This is a genomic window from Amycolatopsis sp. FU40, assembly GCF_021903635.1.
In the GTDB taxonomy this organism is placed as follows: domain Bacteria; phylum Actinomycetota; class Actinomycetes; order Mycobacteriales; family Pseudonocardiaceae; genus Amycolatopsis; species Amycolatopsis dendrobii.
Genome location: NZ_CP091381.1, coordinates 2,801,540 through 2,816,417 on the forward strand (window position 1 = coordinate 2,801,540; position 14,878 = coordinate 2,816,417).

Genomic DNA, 14,878 nt, shown 5'->3' on the forward strand with positions numbered 1-14,878 from the left:
TCGGATGCCCGCGGGTCGAACGCGGTGTCTCCTGGTCCCGAACCAGGCGGGGTCGCCGGTGCCCCTCGCATCCGGGTGCGGCCGGAGCCGCGGGAAGGCGCCGGCGCCCCCTCCGCGCCGGGCCCGTACCCCTGCCAGGATTCGAACCTGGGACCTCCGCATTCGTAGTGCGGCGCTCTGTCCAGCTGAGCTACGGGGGCGTGCGGCCAACGCCATGGCGGCGCCGCGAGCGGCCGGAGGGCATCGAACCCTCTGCTTCGGCTTGGAAGACCGACGTGTCCGCCGAGTTCACCACGGCCGCGGGACGCGCCCTGGGCTGGGCGCAGTGGTGAAGGAGGGAGTCGAACCCTCATTGCCCGCAAGGGCACCCGGGTTACAGCCGGGTGGGGCCGCCACCGCCCCGTCTTCACCGTGCGGGTCCGGCGGCGCGTGACTGCCGGACCCGGCGCTCGTCCTGGCCGCGGGTGAGGCGACGGGGACGAGTCTCGGAAATGTCTTGCTCCGCTGTGCAGTTGTCAAAGAACCGCCGCCGATAAACGGGCAGCAGGGAAATGCCTTCGCGAAAAGGCGACGGGAATTGATTGCGTTCAGCGGCTCCACAAAAGAAGCCGCCCGGATCGGTTTCCCGACGGGCGGCTCCCGGTGCGCAGCGGCTGCTGCGTCAGGTCAGGGAGCGGATACCGCCCGGGCGACCGCCTTTTCGGCCGGTTTGGCGCTGCTGAAGCGGCGAACACCGGACAGCACGGAGTGCGGCCGGATAGTGGCCTCGCATCTCCCGCATCCGCATGTTCGTCATGACCGCTCCTTCATCCGCTGTGGTGGAATCATCTTCACCTACGGCGAAACGCTGCGTCAATCTTATTTTCCGGACGGGCATTTCCGGAGCAAGAAGACGTGTGCTGTAATGGTCGAGTGCACTTCAATCCTTACGGCGGCGCGGGCGCGCAAGTAGCCGCCGACCTGGCGACCTTGGCCCAGCGCGACGACGTCACGGCCGCCGAGGTGCGGGCCGCGGGGCAGGCGCGCGACATGGTGCTGCCGCGGATCACCGCGGACGAGGCGGGGCGGATTCTCGCGTGGGGGCGGCGGCTGCAACAGGTGTTCGTCGCCGAGACCACGGCCGAGCGGATCGACCTCCTCAACGAGCTGCTCGCCGTCGCCGCGTGCCGGCCGAATATCGCCAGTCACGACGGGAAAACGCCGCATCTGCACTACTCCGGCGAGGGCGCGGGCGTGGTCGAGCGGTTCTACGCCTACACGGCGGGCGGGCTCGCGCATCTGGTGTGCGAGGAGCCGCACCGTCTCGGCGTGTGTGCGCGAGAGGGGTGCGGCGTCGCGTTCGTGGACACGTCGCGCAACGGACGCCGTCGGTTCTGTTCCACTCGCTGCGGCACGCGGGTCAACGTCGCCGACCATCGCGCGCGGCAGCTCGCGGGTTAGACGGTCTCCTCGAACGACCGCAGTTCCGGGTATTTCGGGGCGATGGTGTCGCCGGAGGATTCGCCGCGCAGGCGTCGGCCGATCCACGGCAGCGCGTGTTCCCGGCCCCAGCGGAGGTTCGCCGCGCGCTGTTCCCGGGTGGACAGCCGGGGGCGCGGTCCCAGTGCGGCGTGCGCGAGACCGTGCTGCACGCCCAGCGCGTCGAGGACTGCGATGGCGATTTCGGTGTGGCCGGCGGCATTCAGGTGCAGCCGGTCCGGGGACCACATGCGACGGTCGCGCAGCTGACGCATCGACCACATGTCCACCAGCAGTGTCTCGTGCCGCGCCGCGATGCCGCGCACGTGCTCGTTGTAGATCGCGACCCGGCCGCGGATCTGCCGGAACAGCGCGTCCTCGACGCCGTCGACGCCGGTGAACAGCAGCACCTGCGCACCGGCCGCGCGGAACCGGGCCACGGCGCGTTCGTAGGAGTCGGCGAGGCTGTCGATGTCTACCCGCGGCCGCATCAAGTCGTTGCCGCCCGCGTAAACCGTGACGAGGTCCGGCTTCATCGCCAGCGCCGGTTCGACCTGTTCGTTCAGCACCTGCGGCAGAAGCTTCCCGCGCACCGCCAGATTGGCGTAGCGGAACCCCGGCTCCCCGGCGGCCAGCACCTCGGCGACCCGGTCGGCCCATCCGCGCACCCCGTTGCGCGCGGACGGGTCGTCGTCCCCGACGCCTTCGGTGAACGAATCGCCAATACAGACTAAGCGGTTGGTCATCAGCTCAGTTTAGGCCCGGCTCCCCCGCCCTCCTCACGGCGCCCGCGGCCGGCGGCTCAGGTGCGGAGGCCGTCGAACAGGATGGCGATCGTGCGGTCCCGCAGCTCGCGATCGGACCCGACGTGCTCGGCCGCTTTCGCGGTGCCGATGATCACCGGGATCAGCTCGGTGGTGGTGACGTCGCGTCGCACCGCACCGCTGTCCTGGGCGCGGCGCAGGAGCACGCCGAGGGATTCGCGCAGCCGCTCCCCGATCACCGAACCGGTGCTGGGGACGCACACTCCGGCCGAGGTGAGCGCTTCGAAGTAGGCGTTTTTGGCGCTGGACATCTCGATCCAGCTGGTGAGGAAGGTGAAGAACGCGGCTCCGGCGTCCTCGGCGTTCTGCGCGACGACCGCGTCCGCCTCGTCGACGAACCGGTGCAGCCGCGCGTAGAGCACGGCTTCCAGCAGCGCTTCTTTTGTGGGGAAGTGCCGGAACACCGTGCCGATGCCGACGCCGGCCTCGCGCGCGACCTCCTCGGTCGGCGCGCCGGTGCCCTTGGCCGCGAAGACCGTCTCGGCGGCTTCGAGCACCTTCGCGCGGTTTCGCCGCGCGTCGGCGCGCAGCGGTTTGTCCTCCGTCACGGCTGTGATGGTAGTCGCGCGTCCTGGCCGCGCGGCGCCCGATCCTGCTCCGTCCGGTGGGCCGGGCAGTCGGAAACAACCCGTCCGGAGCAGGCGTCAGGAATCGTCAAACCTCTGCCTGTCGTTCACACTGTAGTGTGACGACCGTCACGAGAGGTGCACGACCATGACTCTAGGCGACAACGAGGTCACCCAGTCAGTCCACGCTTCGACCGGCGACCGCCGGGTGCAGGTACGCCGGGCGGCGCTGGCGGGTTCGATCGGAACCACCATCGAGTGGTACGACTTCTTTCTCTACAACACCGCCGCGGCGTTGGTCTTTCCCCATCTGTTCTTCCCGGCGTCCTCGTCCTACGCCGGGGTCATGCAGTCGTTCGCGACCTACGCGGTCGGTTTCGCGGCGCGCCCGGTCGGCGCGGCGATCTTCGGCCATTGGGGCGACCGGCTCGGCCGCAAGGCGACGCTCATCGTGACCCTCCTGCTGATGGGCCTGTCCTCGGCGATCGTCGGCCTGCTTCCCGGTGCGGCGACCATCGGAGTCGCCGCGCCGCTGATCCTCGTCCTGCTGCGCCTGGTGCAAGGCATCGCGATCGGCGGCGAGTGGAGCGGTTCGGTGCTGCTGGCGATGGAATGGGGCGACCAGCGGCGGCGCGGGCTGCTGGCGAGTTTCGCGCAAGTCGGCGTCCCGGTCGGGCTCGTGCTGGGCACCGGCGGAATGACCCTGCTGTCGGCGACCCTTTCCCCGGACGCGTTTTCCTCGTGGGGCTGGCGGATCCCGTTCCTGCTGAGCCTGGTCCTGGTGGCGATCGGCCTGGTCATCCGGCTGCGCATCCTGGAAACGCCCATGTTCGCCGCCGCGGTCGCGGCCAAGCGCACCTCAAAAGCCCCGGTGAAGGACGTGGTCCGGCATCACTGGCGGGAAATCCTGCTGTCGGCCGGCTTGCGCTTCAGCGAGCAGATGCCGTTCTACCTGTTCACCAGCTATGTGCTGGTCTATGTCGTGCAGCGACCGGAATTCAGCAAAACGTTCGTGCTCAACGCGGTCCTGGTCGGCGCGGCCGCCGAATTGGTGCTGATCCCGCTGTTCTCCCAGTTCTCCGACCGGATCGGCCGCAAACAGGTGTACCTGACCGGCGCGGTGCTGACCGGGATCATCGCGTTCCCCTACTTCACCGTCCTGACCCACAGCGGGCACGCGATGATCTTCCTCGCCATCATCGTGTCCCTGGTGGCGCACTCGATGCAGTACGGCCCGCAGGCGGCGTTGATCGGCGAGAGTTTTCCGACGCATTTGCGTTACGGCGGCGCGGGATTGGGTTATCAGCTGGCGTCGGTGTTCGCGGGCGGTCCCGCGCCGTTGCTGGCGACCTGGTTGCTGCACGCCACCGGCACGCCGTACTCGATCTCGATTTACATCGTCGCGTCGGTCGTGGTGACCGTGGCGTGCGTGATCGCGCTGCCTGACCGTTCGAAGGCCGACATCGACGACGTCGGCGTGTACGCCCGCTGACCGTTACCGCGTAGTCCGGGCCTCACCGGGCATTCCGGACTACGCGGTAACGGAGATGGGTGACGCCGCGGCCTTCGAGCCGCCGCACGGGCTCGAGTTCGACGCGGCCGATGCCGGCCGGTTCGAACAGCCGCCGTCCCGCGCCCAGCAGCACCGGAATGAGGTGCAGTTCGATCTCGTCGAGCTGGTCCGCTGACAGCAGCGCCTGTGCCGCGCCCGCGCCGTGGACCAGCACAGCCCGCTCTCCTGCTTTGTCCCGGGCCTCGTCGGCGCACGCGTTGACGTCGGTGTAGAACTTCGCGCGGCCCGGCGGCACGTCGCCCGGGTCGACGTGGTGGGTGAGCACATGGATCGGGACGCCGTCGTGATGGTCGCCGTGCCACCGTTTGGCCAGCTCGAAGGTGCGGCGTCCGGAGATCACCGCGCCCGTCGCCGAGGCCTCGGCATACACCTGCCCGTTGACCCCCTCCGCCGCCCGGTCGTCGAGCCAGTCGAACAGCCGGAATCCGCCGCGGCCGAGTTCCTGGCCGGGCCGGTCGTCCGGCCCGGCGATGTACCCGTCGACCGACACGGACATGTACAGCCGCACTGGCGTCCTGCTCACTTCTCGATCTCCTTGTGCGAGAAGTCGACGGCGGTCATGCCGTCGGCGTGCCCGGCGGGCCACTGGACGAGTTCGATCCGGCGACCGTCCGGGTCGGCGAGGAACGTCGTCTTCATGCCCTGGTCGTGGTCCTGAACCGGAGCGACCGGCTCGGTCCGGTGGGCGGCGAGCACGGCGAGCGTGTCGGCCATCGACTCGACCTGCACGACGAGGTGGCTCACGTCGCCGCCCCGTTCGACCGGGTTGCCGTCGTGCACGAGTTCGACGGAGACGAATTCGTCGCCGGGGAGCTTGAGCATGGTCAGCTGCCCGATCGGCGTCTCGGGCACCGTGCCGACGGTCTCGTAACCGATCGCCGTGTAGAACGTCAGCGACCGATCGAGATCGGTCACCCGCAGTCCGAGGTGCAATGTCCGCATTTCAGTGCCTCCGTCGCGTGCGCCTGGCTTCCTGCGAGCCGCGCTCACCAGTGCGTCGAACGCGCGGCGCCGGATTCGACAACCGGGTGCGGAATTCTTGCCGGCCGAACGTCTTCGCCAGGCGACGGGCACGAAAAAAGGGGCTGCCACTCCGAAATCGGAGTGGCAGCCCCTTCGCGTCACGCGATCAGCGCTGCGGCGGAGGCCCGCCCTGCGGTCCGCCGAACGGTCCTTGCTGCGGGAACGGCCCGCTTCCCGGCCCGGGGCCCTGCGGTCCGCCGAACTGCTGCGGCGGCGGTCCCTGGTAGGGCCCGCCCGGCGGGGGCCCGGCCGGCGGCTGCGGCTGCGGCAACGACTGCTGCTGCTGAGCGGGCGGCGGCGCGCTGGGCTGCGGACGCTCCGGCGGTGCGGGCGGCTCTTCCTCCCGCACCGGCTCGGAAGCCTCCGGCTTCGCCGTGGCCCCGCCGATCGCCCGCCGGGACTCGCCGGAGGAAGCTCCCAGCGGCCCCTCGACTTCCTTGCGTGCCACGGCCTCCGCGGCGGCGACCGCTTCGGCGACCTTCGGGTCGCTGCTGGTGTCGAACCAGCTGGCGACCTCGTCGTCTTCGAGATCCGGCTTGGCCGGGCTGTCGTCCTGCGGCGGCTCGTAGCGGAACACGCCGTCGTCGCCGGGAGCCCCCAGCGCGCGGGCGAACCCTTCGAGGGCCTTGCCGTAGTCGCTGGGAATCATCCAGACCTTGTTGGCGTCGCCCTGCGCCATCTGCGGCAGCGTCTGCAGGTACTGGTAGGCGAGGACCTCCGGCGTCGGACGGCCTGCCTTGATCGCCGCGAACACCTTCTCGATCGCCTTCGCCTGGCCCTGTGCCTGGAGGTAGCGGGCGGCTCGTTCACCCTGCGCGCGCAGGATCCGCGACTGCCGTTCCGCCTCGGCGGCGAGGATCGCGGCCTGCTTCTGGCCTTCCGCGGCGAGGATCTGGCTCTGTTTCTGGCCTTCCGCCGTCTTGATCGACGATTCCCGCTGGCCTTCGGCGGTGAGGATCATCGCGCGCTTTTCCCGGTCGGCGCGCATCTGCTTCTCCATCGAGTCCTGGATGGAGGGCGGCGGCTCGATCGCCTTCAGCTCGACGCGGGCGACGCGGATGCCCCAGCGGCCGGTGGCCTCGTCGAGCACGCCGCGCAACTGGCTGTTGATCGCGTCGCGGGAGGTCAGCGTCTCCTCCAGGCTCATGCCGCCGACCACGTTGCGGAGCGTGGTGGTGGTGAGCTGCTCGACGCCGATGATGTAGTTCGAGATCTCGTAGACCGCGGCGCGCGAGTCGGTGACCTGGAAGTACACGACGGTGTCGATGTTCACCGTCAGGTTGTCCTCGGTGATCACCGGCTGCGGCGGGAACGAGACGACCTGCTCGCGCAGGTCGATCCGCGCGCGCACCTTGTCCAGGAACGGGACGAGGAAGGTCAGGCCGGGCGAAGCGACCGTGCGGAACCGGCCGAGCCGCTCGATCACCGCCGACTGGGCCTGTGGCACCACCATGATCGCCTTGACCACTGTGATGATGACGAACAGAGCCAGCAGTGCGACCACGACGATCGCTATTGTCGACAAGAGCGTTTCCCCTTACCTAGTACCGGTTTTCCTCGGACGGCGCCTCACGAGACGATGTCCACCACGGCCGTGGCGCCGGAGATCTCGACGACCGTGACGCTGGTGCCCGGGGCGATCGGCGGCTGGGATTCGTGCACGGCGCGCGCCGACCACACCTCGCCGCCGATTTTCACCTGGCCGGCATCGTAGTCCACAGTGGACACCACGACGGCCCGGGCTCCGACCAGCGCGTCGATGCCGGTGGGGACGCCCGATCCGGACAGGAAGCGGCGTTTGAGCGCCGGGCGGACGAGCGCGAGCAGCCCGACCGAGCTGACCGCGAACACGGCGACGTCGATGTAGATGTTGCCGGTGAGCGCTTCCGAACCGGCCCCGAGCAACGCGCCGACGCCGAGCATGATCAGCACGAAGTCCCCGGAGATCACCTCCGCGATCATCAGGACGATGCCGATGATCAGCCAGATCAGAGCCGCTGCCATGCCCTCATGCTCTCAGATCGCCTCGTTTCGCACCGGGCAAACTACTCGACGTGACCGACGCGTGACCTTGCATTTTTCCGGCATACCGGACACTACGGAGTGTCGTCACCCGGTTCGGTCACGAAGTCGATGAGCCGTTCGACCGCCCCGATCAGCGGCGTTTCGAGATCGCGGAAGCTGCGCACCCCGGCGAGCACGCGCTGCCATCCCTCGTACGGTTCGCCCCAGCCGAGCGCGTCGCAGATGCCGGTCTTCCACTCGACGCCGCGCGGGATCTCCGGCCAGGCGCGGATGCCGACCGACGCGGGTTTCACCGCCTGCCAGACGTCGATGTACGGGTGCCCGGTGACCAGCACCTGCTCGTCGCGGATCTGCCCGACCAGCCGGGATTCCTTGCTGCCCGCCACGAGGTGGTCGACGAGGACGGCTAGCCTGCGGCCGGGTCCGGTGCCGAATTCGGCGATCCGGTCGGCGAGGACGTCGACGCCGTCGAGCGGTTCCACCACGACGCCCTCGACGCGCAGGTCGTGTCCCCAGACGCGTTCGACCAGTTCGGCGTCGTGCTTGCCCTCGACCCAGATCCGGGAGTCGCGCGCGACCCTCGCTTGCAGCCCCTGCACGCGGACCGAACCGGACGCCGAGACCTGCCGCACGGGGGCGGCGGTCTTCTTCACCGGCACGAGCGTGACCGGTTTGCCTTCGAGCAGGAAGCCGGCGGGCGCGAGCGGGAAGACCCGGTGGCGGCCCTTGGCGTCCTCGAGGACGACGAGCTCGCCCTCGATCTTCACCACCGCGCCGCAGTAGCCGCTGGCCGGGTCTTCGACCACGAGACCTGGTTCGGCGGGGACCTCGGGGATCTTCCGCTTGCGGGGCCCGGACAGCACGTCGTGATAGCGCACGGTCGGGCACGTTATCGGCGCGGCGAGGGCGCGTCCCGCCGCCACGCCGGAAGGAGCCGGTCCGCCGGCTTGACGTGGAGCGCGCTCCAGCTCCTAGCGTCGGCGGCGTCGGTCAGTCTTCGAGGCACCGCCCGGTCGGCCGGGCAGGAGGAGTATCCGCGCATGATCACCCGAACCACGCTCGGCTCGCCCGGTCTCGCTGTCAGCGCGATGGGGCTGGGGTGCATGGGGATGAGCGAGAGCTACGGCTCCGCCGACTGGGACGGCGGTCTGGCCACCATCGGCCGGGCCCTGGAGCTGGGCGTCACGTTCCTGGACACCGCCGACGCCTACGGTTCCGGGCACAACGAGGTGCTGGTGGGCCGGGCCGTCCACGGGCGCCGGGATCAGGTGCAGCTGGCGACGAAGTTCGGCATCGACCGCAGTGCCGGCGACCGGGCGCGGCGCATCCGCGGTGCCCGGGACTTCGTGCTTCGGTCCTGCGACGCCTCGCTGCTGCGGCTGGGCGTCGACACGATCGACCTGTACTACGCCCACCGACCGCCTCAGGACGTGGAGATCGAGGAGACCGTCGGCGCGATGGCCGAACTCGTCCAGGCCGGCAAGGTCCGGCATCTGGGCCTGTCCGAGGTGGACGGCGAGCTGCTGCGCCGTGCGCACGCGGTGCATCCGATCGCCGCGGTGCAGAGCGAGTACTCGCTGTGGACCCGCGACGTCGAGGCGGTCGCTCCGGCGATGGCGGAGCTGGGGGTCGGGCTGGTGCCGTACTCGCCGCTGGGGCGGGGGTTCCTGACCGGCGCGCTGGACCGTTCCGCGCTGGGCGAGAAAGACTTCCGGCGCACCAATCCCCGCTTCGCCGGAGAGGCGGGCGACGCCAACGAGAAGATCGCGCGCACCGTGCGCGAGGTGGCCGACCGGCTGGGCGCCACCCCGGCCCAGGTGGCGCTGGCTTGGGTGTACGCGCAGGCCGAGCGGCTCGGGGTGGCGGTGGCCGCGATTCCGGGCACCCGCAGCCCGGCCCGGCTGGAGCAGAACGCGGCCGCGCTGGAGCTCGCCCTGGACGCCGAGGCGCTGGCCGCGCTGGAGCCGCTGAGCGATCAGGTGCGGGGCGAGCGCTACACCCCCGCGCACACCGCTGAGGTCGCTCGGGGCTAGCGGGCTCGACCTGAGGCGAGGCTGCGGGCGAGGTACGTGAGGGGAACCCTGGGGAATCTGAGTGCGTGAGGGTTCCCCTCACGCACGTTCGCCTTGCCCGTGGTGCGGGTTCCTGGCATTGGTCCCGGGCCGGGTCAGCCAGCCATCCGCAGCACCGCGTCGGTGAAGGGTGTCGGTCCGCCGCGGCGGAGCGGGCCCATCGCGACCAGCGGGGCGAGCGCGACGCACCACGCGCGGACCCGGTCGCCGTCGAGGTGCGGGAGTTTGGCGATCCCGTCCTCGACCGCGGCGCCGTCGGCCATCGGCAGCACCGCCCAGTCGACGGCGTCGAAGGCCGGGTCGCCGACGCACGGGCGCGGGTCGATCGCGACCGCGCCGCGCGCGGGTCCGGCGTCCAGCACGTTGCCGGGATGCAGGTCGCCGTGCACGAGCGCGATCGGGCCGCTGGCGGCGAGTTTCTCGGAGCGGGCGAGTCCGGTGCGCAGTGCTTCCAGCGGCAGGTGCGCTTCGGCCGGGGATCCGGCGAGGCGTTGCTCGGCGAGGCCGAACATGAACCGGACGCGTTCGAGCTGGGTCGGGAACGGCCCGGCGACCGGGACCCCGTGGACGTCGGCGAGCAGTTCGCCGATCTGGTCCCACGGGACATCGGCGCCTCGTTCGGTGAACGTGTCTCCGGGTTCGAGTCCTTCGAGCAGCACCGCGCCGTGGTCGAGGTCGGCGTCGAGGATCTGCACGACCCTCGACAGCCCGGCCCACGAGCCGAGTGCGGTGGCTTCCGCGGTCGCGATCGCGCGGTCCGGGCAGAGTTTGAGCACCTTCAGCGTGCCCTCGCCGTCGCGGCAGAGCAGGGTGCGGCCGGTGTTGCCGGGCCGGGCTTCGGACACGGTGAGGCCCCATTGGCGGCAGAGCCGTTCGACCAGTGCGGGCAGCGCGTCGCACCACGCTTCGGCGGCGGGGCCGAAGCGGTTGACGAGGCGGGCGCGGGCGGCGGCGTCCAGCACAGCGTTGTCCATCGGGCCCGCCATCAGAACAACGGCCAGGGGATCGCGCGCCAGTCGTCGCCGGGCTCGGGGAACACCGCCTCGGCGAGCAGGTAGTCGGTGCGCTGCGAAAGCGCCCGGATCTCGAAGGCGGTCAGGTGTTCGCCGAGTTCCGCGCCGAGGCGGCCGTCGAGGTCGGCGCGGAGTTTCCGCAGTTTCTCGACGGCGTCTTCGGGCAGGTTCTCGCCGATCCAGCCCCATAGCACGGTGCGCAGCTTGGGGTCGGTGTGCAGGCAGATGCCGTGGTCCACGCCGTAGACGCGGCCGTCGGTGCCGGCCAGCAGGTGCCCGCCCTTGCGGTCGGTGTTGTTGACGACGATGTCGAGGACCGCGAGTTCGCGCAGGTCCGGGTGGTCGGCGTGGACGAGCACCGCCGGTTCGCCGAGCCGGTCGTGCGCGTGCAGCACGGTGCGCCAGCCCTCGGGGACCTCGTCGGGCGCGCAGACGTCGACCACTTCGCTGTCCTCGTCGGTCTCGACCCACAGCTGCACCATGCCGGGCCCGAACGGGCCGTCGCGCAGCACGGTCGGCGGGATCGCGCCGAGGCCGCAGGCGTCGGAGATCATCGCGGTCGCGACCTCGCGGCCGGCGAGGGTGCCGTCCGGGAAGTCCCACAGCGGCCGCTCCCCCGACACCGGCTTGTACACGACGCGGCCGGTGACGCCGTCGAGTTCGATCGCGCAGAAGAGCGTCACGTTGGAGGCGTCGACGAGCCTGCCCTCGACGTCGATGCGGCCGCGGGAGACGAAATCGCGGGCGGCGGGGTCGGCTGGCCCTGGCGCGGTGGTCGCCACGGCCGCCCTCAGTCCTCGGTCACGTCGACGTCGCGCCGGTACCCGTTCTGCCGCGGGCAGATGTGCCCGGCCGGGTCGAGCGGTTCGCCGCACAGCGGGCACGGTTTGCGGCCTGCGTTCACGACGCGGTCGGCGCGCTCGGCGAAGGCGCGGGCGGCGACCGGGGTGAGGAACACGCGGACCGCGTCCGGGCCTTCCTCGGTGTCGTCGAGCACGACGGTCTCGTCGATTTCGCCCTCGGTGATCGCGAGCAGTTCCACGACGACCGCGCCGGAGTCGGCGTCCCAGCCGAGCCCCATCGTGCCGACCCGGAACTCCTCCTCGACGGGCACCGTGAGCGGGTCCACGTCGACCTCGTCGTCGGGGGCGTGGCTGGGCACGTCGGCCCCGAACCGGCTGGCGACTTCCTCGAGGAGCGAGCCGAGCCGCTCCGCGAGGACGACGACCTGCTGTTTTTCGATCGTGACGCTGATCGTCCGCACGTCCTCCGTCGCCTGGAGGTAGAAGGTGCGGTCGCCGGGCTCGCCGACCGTGCCGGCCACGAACCGGTCGGGCTTGCGGAAGACGTGGATTACGCGTGACATAGCGTCTTCGACCCTAGGCCACGGACGCATGATCGGCATCCGCCGCCCCGGGTTGAGGGGAGTTCGCGCGCGATTCCTGCGCGGTGCGTGCGGATCCGGACACGCAGCGGATCCTCGTTACGCTTTCCGGGTGCCTCGCATCTCTCCTCATGGAACCTGGACCTCTCCCGTGACAGCGGCCGACGCCGCGGCTGCCGGCGGCGGCGCGCAATGGCTCGCCGCGGTCGACGGCGCGCTCTGGTGGGCGGAAGCGCGGCCTTCCGAAGGCGGCCGCGTCGCCCTCGTGCGCGCTCTTCCCGGCGGCGGTGTCGAGGACGTGCTGCCCGCGCCGTGGAACGTCCGGAACCGGGTCCACGAGTACGGCGGACGGCCGTGGCTCGCGGTCGGCGGTGTCGTGGTGTTCACGCACTGGGCCGATCAGCGCGTGTACGCGTTCAAGGACGGCGAAGCCGTCGCGCTCACCCCGGAACCGGCCACGCCGCAGGGGGTCCGGTACGGCGACCTCCGGCCCGGCCGGGAGGGCGAGGTGTGGGCGGTCCGCGAGCGCAGCACCGGGCCGCGGCGCACGGACATCTCCCGCGAACTGGTCGCGATCCCGCTGAACGGCTCCGCCGAACGGGTGCTCGTGGAGGGGCACCGGTTCTTCACCGCGCCGCAGCTGTCGCCGGACGGCGCGCACGCCGCGTGGATCGCGTGGGACCACCCCGCGATGCCGTGGGACGGGACGGAGCTTTTCGTCGCGCCGGTGGCGGCCGACGGGTCGTTCGGGGACGCGCGCGTGCTGGCGGGCGGGCCGAAGGTCGCGGTGTGCCAGGTGGCGTGGGAGTCCGCGGACCAGTTGCTCGTGCTCGCCGACCCGGACGGCTGGTGGAACCTGCACCGGGTCGGGCTCGACGGCGCGGTCGCGAACCTGGCGCCGGCGGAACGCGAACTGGGCGGGCCGATGTGGAAGCTCGGCACCAGCTGGTTCGCCCCGCTGGGCGGCGGGAAGCACGCGGTGCTCGATTCCGGCAAGCTGGCGATTCTCGACGAGAGCGACGGATCGGTCGCGCGCGTCGACACCGAGCTGACCGTGTGGTCGTCGAGCGGGCTGGCCGTGACGCCGGACGGGATCGCCGGGATCGCGGGCGGGCCCCGGCACGAGAGCGCGGTCGTGGTGCTGGACCCGGACACTGGGAAGTGGCGCGCGTTGACGCCGCAGCCGGCCTCGCTGCCGCCCGCGGAGTACCTGCCGGTGCCGCACGAGCGCGTGTTCACCGGGCCCGACGGCGCGGAGATCCCGGCGTACGTGTTCCCTCCGACGAACCCGGACTTCGCCGCGCCGGAGGGCGAACTGCCGCCGTACGTGGTCCACGTGCACGGCGGGCCGACCGGGCACAGCGACGACTCGCTCGACCTGGACTTCGCGTACTTCACCAGCCGCGGCATCGGCGTCGTCGCGGTGAACTACGGCGGGTCCACCGGCTACGGGCGGGCGTTCCGGGAGCGGCTGCGGGAGCAGTGGGGCGTGGTGGACGTGCGCGACTGCGCTGCGGTCGCCGAAGCGCTTGTCGCGGAAGGGATCGCCGACCGGGCCCGGCTGGGCATCCGGGGCGGCAGCGCGGGCGGGTTCACCTCGGCCGCGTCGATCACGATGACCCGCACCTACGCGGCGGCGACGGTGAAGTTCCCCATCCTCGATTTCGCGGGCTGGACCGGCGAGGGCGGCGAGACGCACGACTTCGAGTCGCAGTACCTGGTCAGCATGGTCGGCCCGTATCCGGAGGCGGCTGAGCGGTACCGGGAGCGCTCGCCGATGACGCACGTGGGTTCGCTGGCCGGGCCGGTGCTGTTCCTCCAGGGCCTGGAAGACGAGATCTGCCCGCCGGAGCAGGCGGACCGGTTCGTCTCCGAAATCGACGGCAGCGGGATCCCGCACGCGTATCTGCGGTTCGAGGGCGAGCAGCACGGGTTCCGGAAGGCGGAGACGATCGTCGCCGCGCTGGAGGCCGAACTTTCCTTCTACGGCCAGGTGTTCGGCTTCGAGACGCCAGACGTGCCGCGGCTGGAGCTCTCCCGATGAGGCCCGCCAGACTTTCCGCCGGGGACACGGTCGCGCTCGTCGCGCCGTCCGGGCCGGTTCCGCAGGACCTGCTCGACGCCGCGTTGCCGGTGCTGGGCGACTGGGGCGTGAAGGTGCGGGTCGGCACGGGAGTGCGGGCCGCGGGGCAGTCCTACCTGTCGGCGCCGGACAAGGCGCGGGCGGCGGAGTTCACCGAGGCGTGGCTGGACCCGGAGGTCCGGTGCGTGCTGGCGGCGCGCGGCGGCTACGGGACGCAGCGGATGATCGATCTGGTGGACTGGGCGGCGTTGCGGGCCGCCGGTCCGAAGGTGCTGGCCGGGTCGAGCGATGTCACTGCCCTGCACCGGGCCGTGCACACGCATCTGGACCTCGCGACGCTGCTTTCGCCGATGCCCGCGAGCGTGCTGTTCGACGAACCCGCGGCGGAACACCTGCGGCGGACGTTGTTCGAACCGGACCACGCCCGGGTGCTGCGGGCGCGGGAGCCGGACGTGGTGGCGCCCGGCCGCGCGCTGGGCGTGCTGGTGGGCGGGAACCTGTCGCTGCTCGCCTCGGGCGTCGGCACGGCTGAACAAGGTTCGGCGCGCGGCGGGATCGTGCTGCTGGAGGACGTGACCGAGAGCCCGTACCGGATCGACCGGATGGTGACCCAATTGCTGCGCTCCGGCTGGTTCGAGGGCGTGCGCGGGGTGGTGCTGGGTTCGTGGGCCGCGTGCGGCGACCCGGCCGAAGTCCGCGAACTGCTGGCGGAACGGTTGTCGCCGCTCGGGGTCCCGGTGCTGAGCGGGTTCGGCTTCGGGCACGTGGCCGGGTCGCCGACGCTGCCGCTCGGGGTTTCCGCCTCGCTCGACACCGAACTGGGCACGCTGACCCTCGACTCCCCCGCGCTGGACTGA

At 71.2% G+C, this 14,878-nt stretch carries 15 protein-coding genes and 2 tRNA genes; 5 read left to right on the forward strand and 12 right to left on the reverse strand.

The features are described from left to right. Positions 1-126: 126 nt before the first annotated feature. Positions 127-200 (reverse strand) — tRNA-Arg (locus tag L3Q65_RS13880). Positions 201-228: 28 nt separating this feature from the next. Then, a tRNA-Gly gene (locus tag L3Q65_RS13885) sits at positions 229-301 on the reverse strand. Positions 302-912: 611 nt separating this feature from the next. On the opposite strand from L3Q65_RS13885, the gene L3Q65_RS13890 reads away from it, so the two are divergent. Next, a complete protein-coding gene (locus L3Q65_RS13890) occupies positions 913-1,440 on the forward strand; it encodes a CGNR zinc finger domain-containing protein (protein ID WP_182889249.1) in 528 nt (175 codons plus the stop codon). Here the strand turns inward: L3Q65_RS13890 and L3Q65_RS13895 are convergent. Together L3Q65_RS13895 and L3Q65_RS13900 are read right to left on the reverse strand one after the other, a co-directional pair. Beyond that, positions 1,437-2,204 (reverse strand): SGNH/GDSL hydrolase family protein, encoded by a 768-nt coding sequence (locus tag L3Q65_RS13895; RefSeq protein ID WP_182889248.1) that lies wholly within the window; start codon positions 2,202-2,204, stop codon positions 1,437-1,439. The genes L3Q65_RS13890 and L3Q65_RS13895 overlap by 4 nt on opposite strands. A 56-nt stretch (positions 2,205-2,260) precedes the next feature. Next, entirely contained in the window at positions 2,261-2,830 is a 570-nt protein-coding gene (locus L3Q65_RS13900) for a TetR/AcrR family transcriptional regulator (RefSeq protein ID WP_182889247.1), read from the reverse strand. Between the two features lie 166 nt (positions 2,831-2,996). Here L3Q65_RS13900 and L3Q65_RS13905 point away from each other — a divergent pair, with 166 nt between their 5' ends. Next, positions 2,997-4,340, forward strand: coding sequence for an MFS transporter (locus L3Q65_RS13905; protein ID WP_182889246.1), 1,344 nt, complete (start codon positions 2,997-2,999; stop codon positions 4,338-4,340). A 22-nt stretch (positions 4,341-4,362) separates the two neighbouring features. Here L3Q65_RS13905 and L3Q65_RS13910 read toward each other — a convergent pair whose 3' ends face one another. The 5 genes from L3Q65_RS13910 to L3Q65_RS13930 all read right to left on the reverse strand — a co-directional run bounded on the left by L3Q65_RS13910 (position 4,363) and on the right by L3Q65_RS13930 (position 8,347). Continuing rightward, complete coding sequence (locus L3Q65_RS13910) at positions 4,363-4,944, reverse strand: dihydrofolate reductase family protein (RefSeq protein ID WP_237599899.1); 582 nt, start codon at positions 4,942-4,944, stop codon at positions 4,363-4,365. Next, positions 4,941-5,363 (reverse strand): VOC family protein, encoded by a 423-nt coding sequence (locus L3Q65_RS13915; RefSeq protein ID WP_237599900.1) that lies wholly within the window; start codon positions 5,361-5,363, stop codon positions 4,941-4,943. Before L3Q65_RS13915 ends, L3Q65_RS13910 begins: the two co-directional genes overlap by 4 nt. A 187-nt stretch (positions 5,364-5,550) precedes the next feature. Continuing rightward, positions 5,551-6,897: an SPFH domain-containing protein gene (locus L3Q65_RS13920; RefSeq protein ID WP_246411364.1), complete on the reverse strand. Its 1,347-nt coding sequence runs from the start codon at positions 6,895-6,897 to the stop codon at positions 5,551-5,553. 116 nt (positions 6,898-7,013) lie between these two features. Next, on the reverse strand, positions 7,014-7,448 hold the full coding sequence (locus tag L3Q65_RS13925; RefSeq protein ID WP_182889244.1) for an NfeD family protein: 435 nt from the start codon (positions 7,446-7,448) through the stop codon (positions 7,014-7,016). Between the two features lie 92 nt (positions 7,449-7,540). Beyond that, on the reverse strand, positions 7,541-8,347 hold the full coding sequence (locus L3Q65_RS13930) for a DUF3097 domain-containing protein (protein WP_237599901.1): 807 nt from the start codon (positions 8,345-8,347) through the stop codon (positions 7,541-7,543). A 162-nt stretch (positions 8,348-8,509) separates the two neighbouring features. Between L3Q65_RS13930 and L3Q65_RS13935 the strand changes: the two genes are divergently transcribed. After that, positions 8,510-9,502, forward strand: coding sequence for an aldo/keto reductase (locus L3Q65_RS13935; RefSeq protein WP_237599902.1), 993 nt, complete (start codon positions 8,510-8,512; stop codon positions 9,500-9,502). A gap of 134 nt (positions 9,503-9,636) precedes the next feature. Here the strand turns inward: L3Q65_RS13935 and L3Q65_RS13940 are convergent, their stop codons facing one another. The 3 genes from L3Q65_RS13940 to L3Q65_RS13950 are packed head-to-tail and all read right to left on the reverse strand — an operon-like array spanning position 9,637 to position 11,920. Next, on the reverse strand, positions 9,637-10,515 hold the full coding sequence (locus tag L3Q65_RS13940) for a phosphotransferase (RefSeq protein ID WP_182889241.1): 879 nt from the start codon (positions 10,513-10,515) through the stop codon (positions 9,637-9,639). 11 nt (positions 10,516-10,526) lie between these two features. Further along, the gene (locus tag L3Q65_RS13945) at positions 10,527-11,336 is read right to left on the reverse strand and encodes an SCO1664 family protein (RefSeq protein WP_182889240.1); all 810 of its coding nucleotides are present in this window, start codon (positions 11,334-11,336) and stop codon (positions 10,527-10,529) included. 8 nt (positions 11,337-11,344) lie between these two features. Continuing rightward, complete coding sequence (locus tag L3Q65_RS13950; protein WP_009078616.1) at positions 11,345-11,920, reverse strand: DUF3090 domain-containing protein; 576 nt, start codon at positions 11,918-11,920, stop codon at positions 11,345-11,347. Between the two features lie 130 nt (positions 11,921-12,050). Between L3Q65_RS13950 and L3Q65_RS13955 the strand changes: the two genes are divergently transcribed. After that, the gene (locus L3Q65_RS13955; protein WP_237599903.1) at positions 12,051-13,982 is read left to right on the forward strand and encodes a S9 family peptidase; all 1,932 of its coding nucleotides are present in this window, start codon (positions 12,051-12,053) and stop codon (positions 13,980-13,982) included. Further along, a complete protein-coding gene (locus L3Q65_RS13960; RefSeq protein ID WP_237599904.1) occupies positions 13,979-14,878 on the forward strand; it encodes an LD-carboxypeptidase in 900 nt (299 codons plus the stop codon). The genes L3Q65_RS13955 and L3Q65_RS13960 overlap by 4 nt, the downstream gene beginning before the upstream one ends.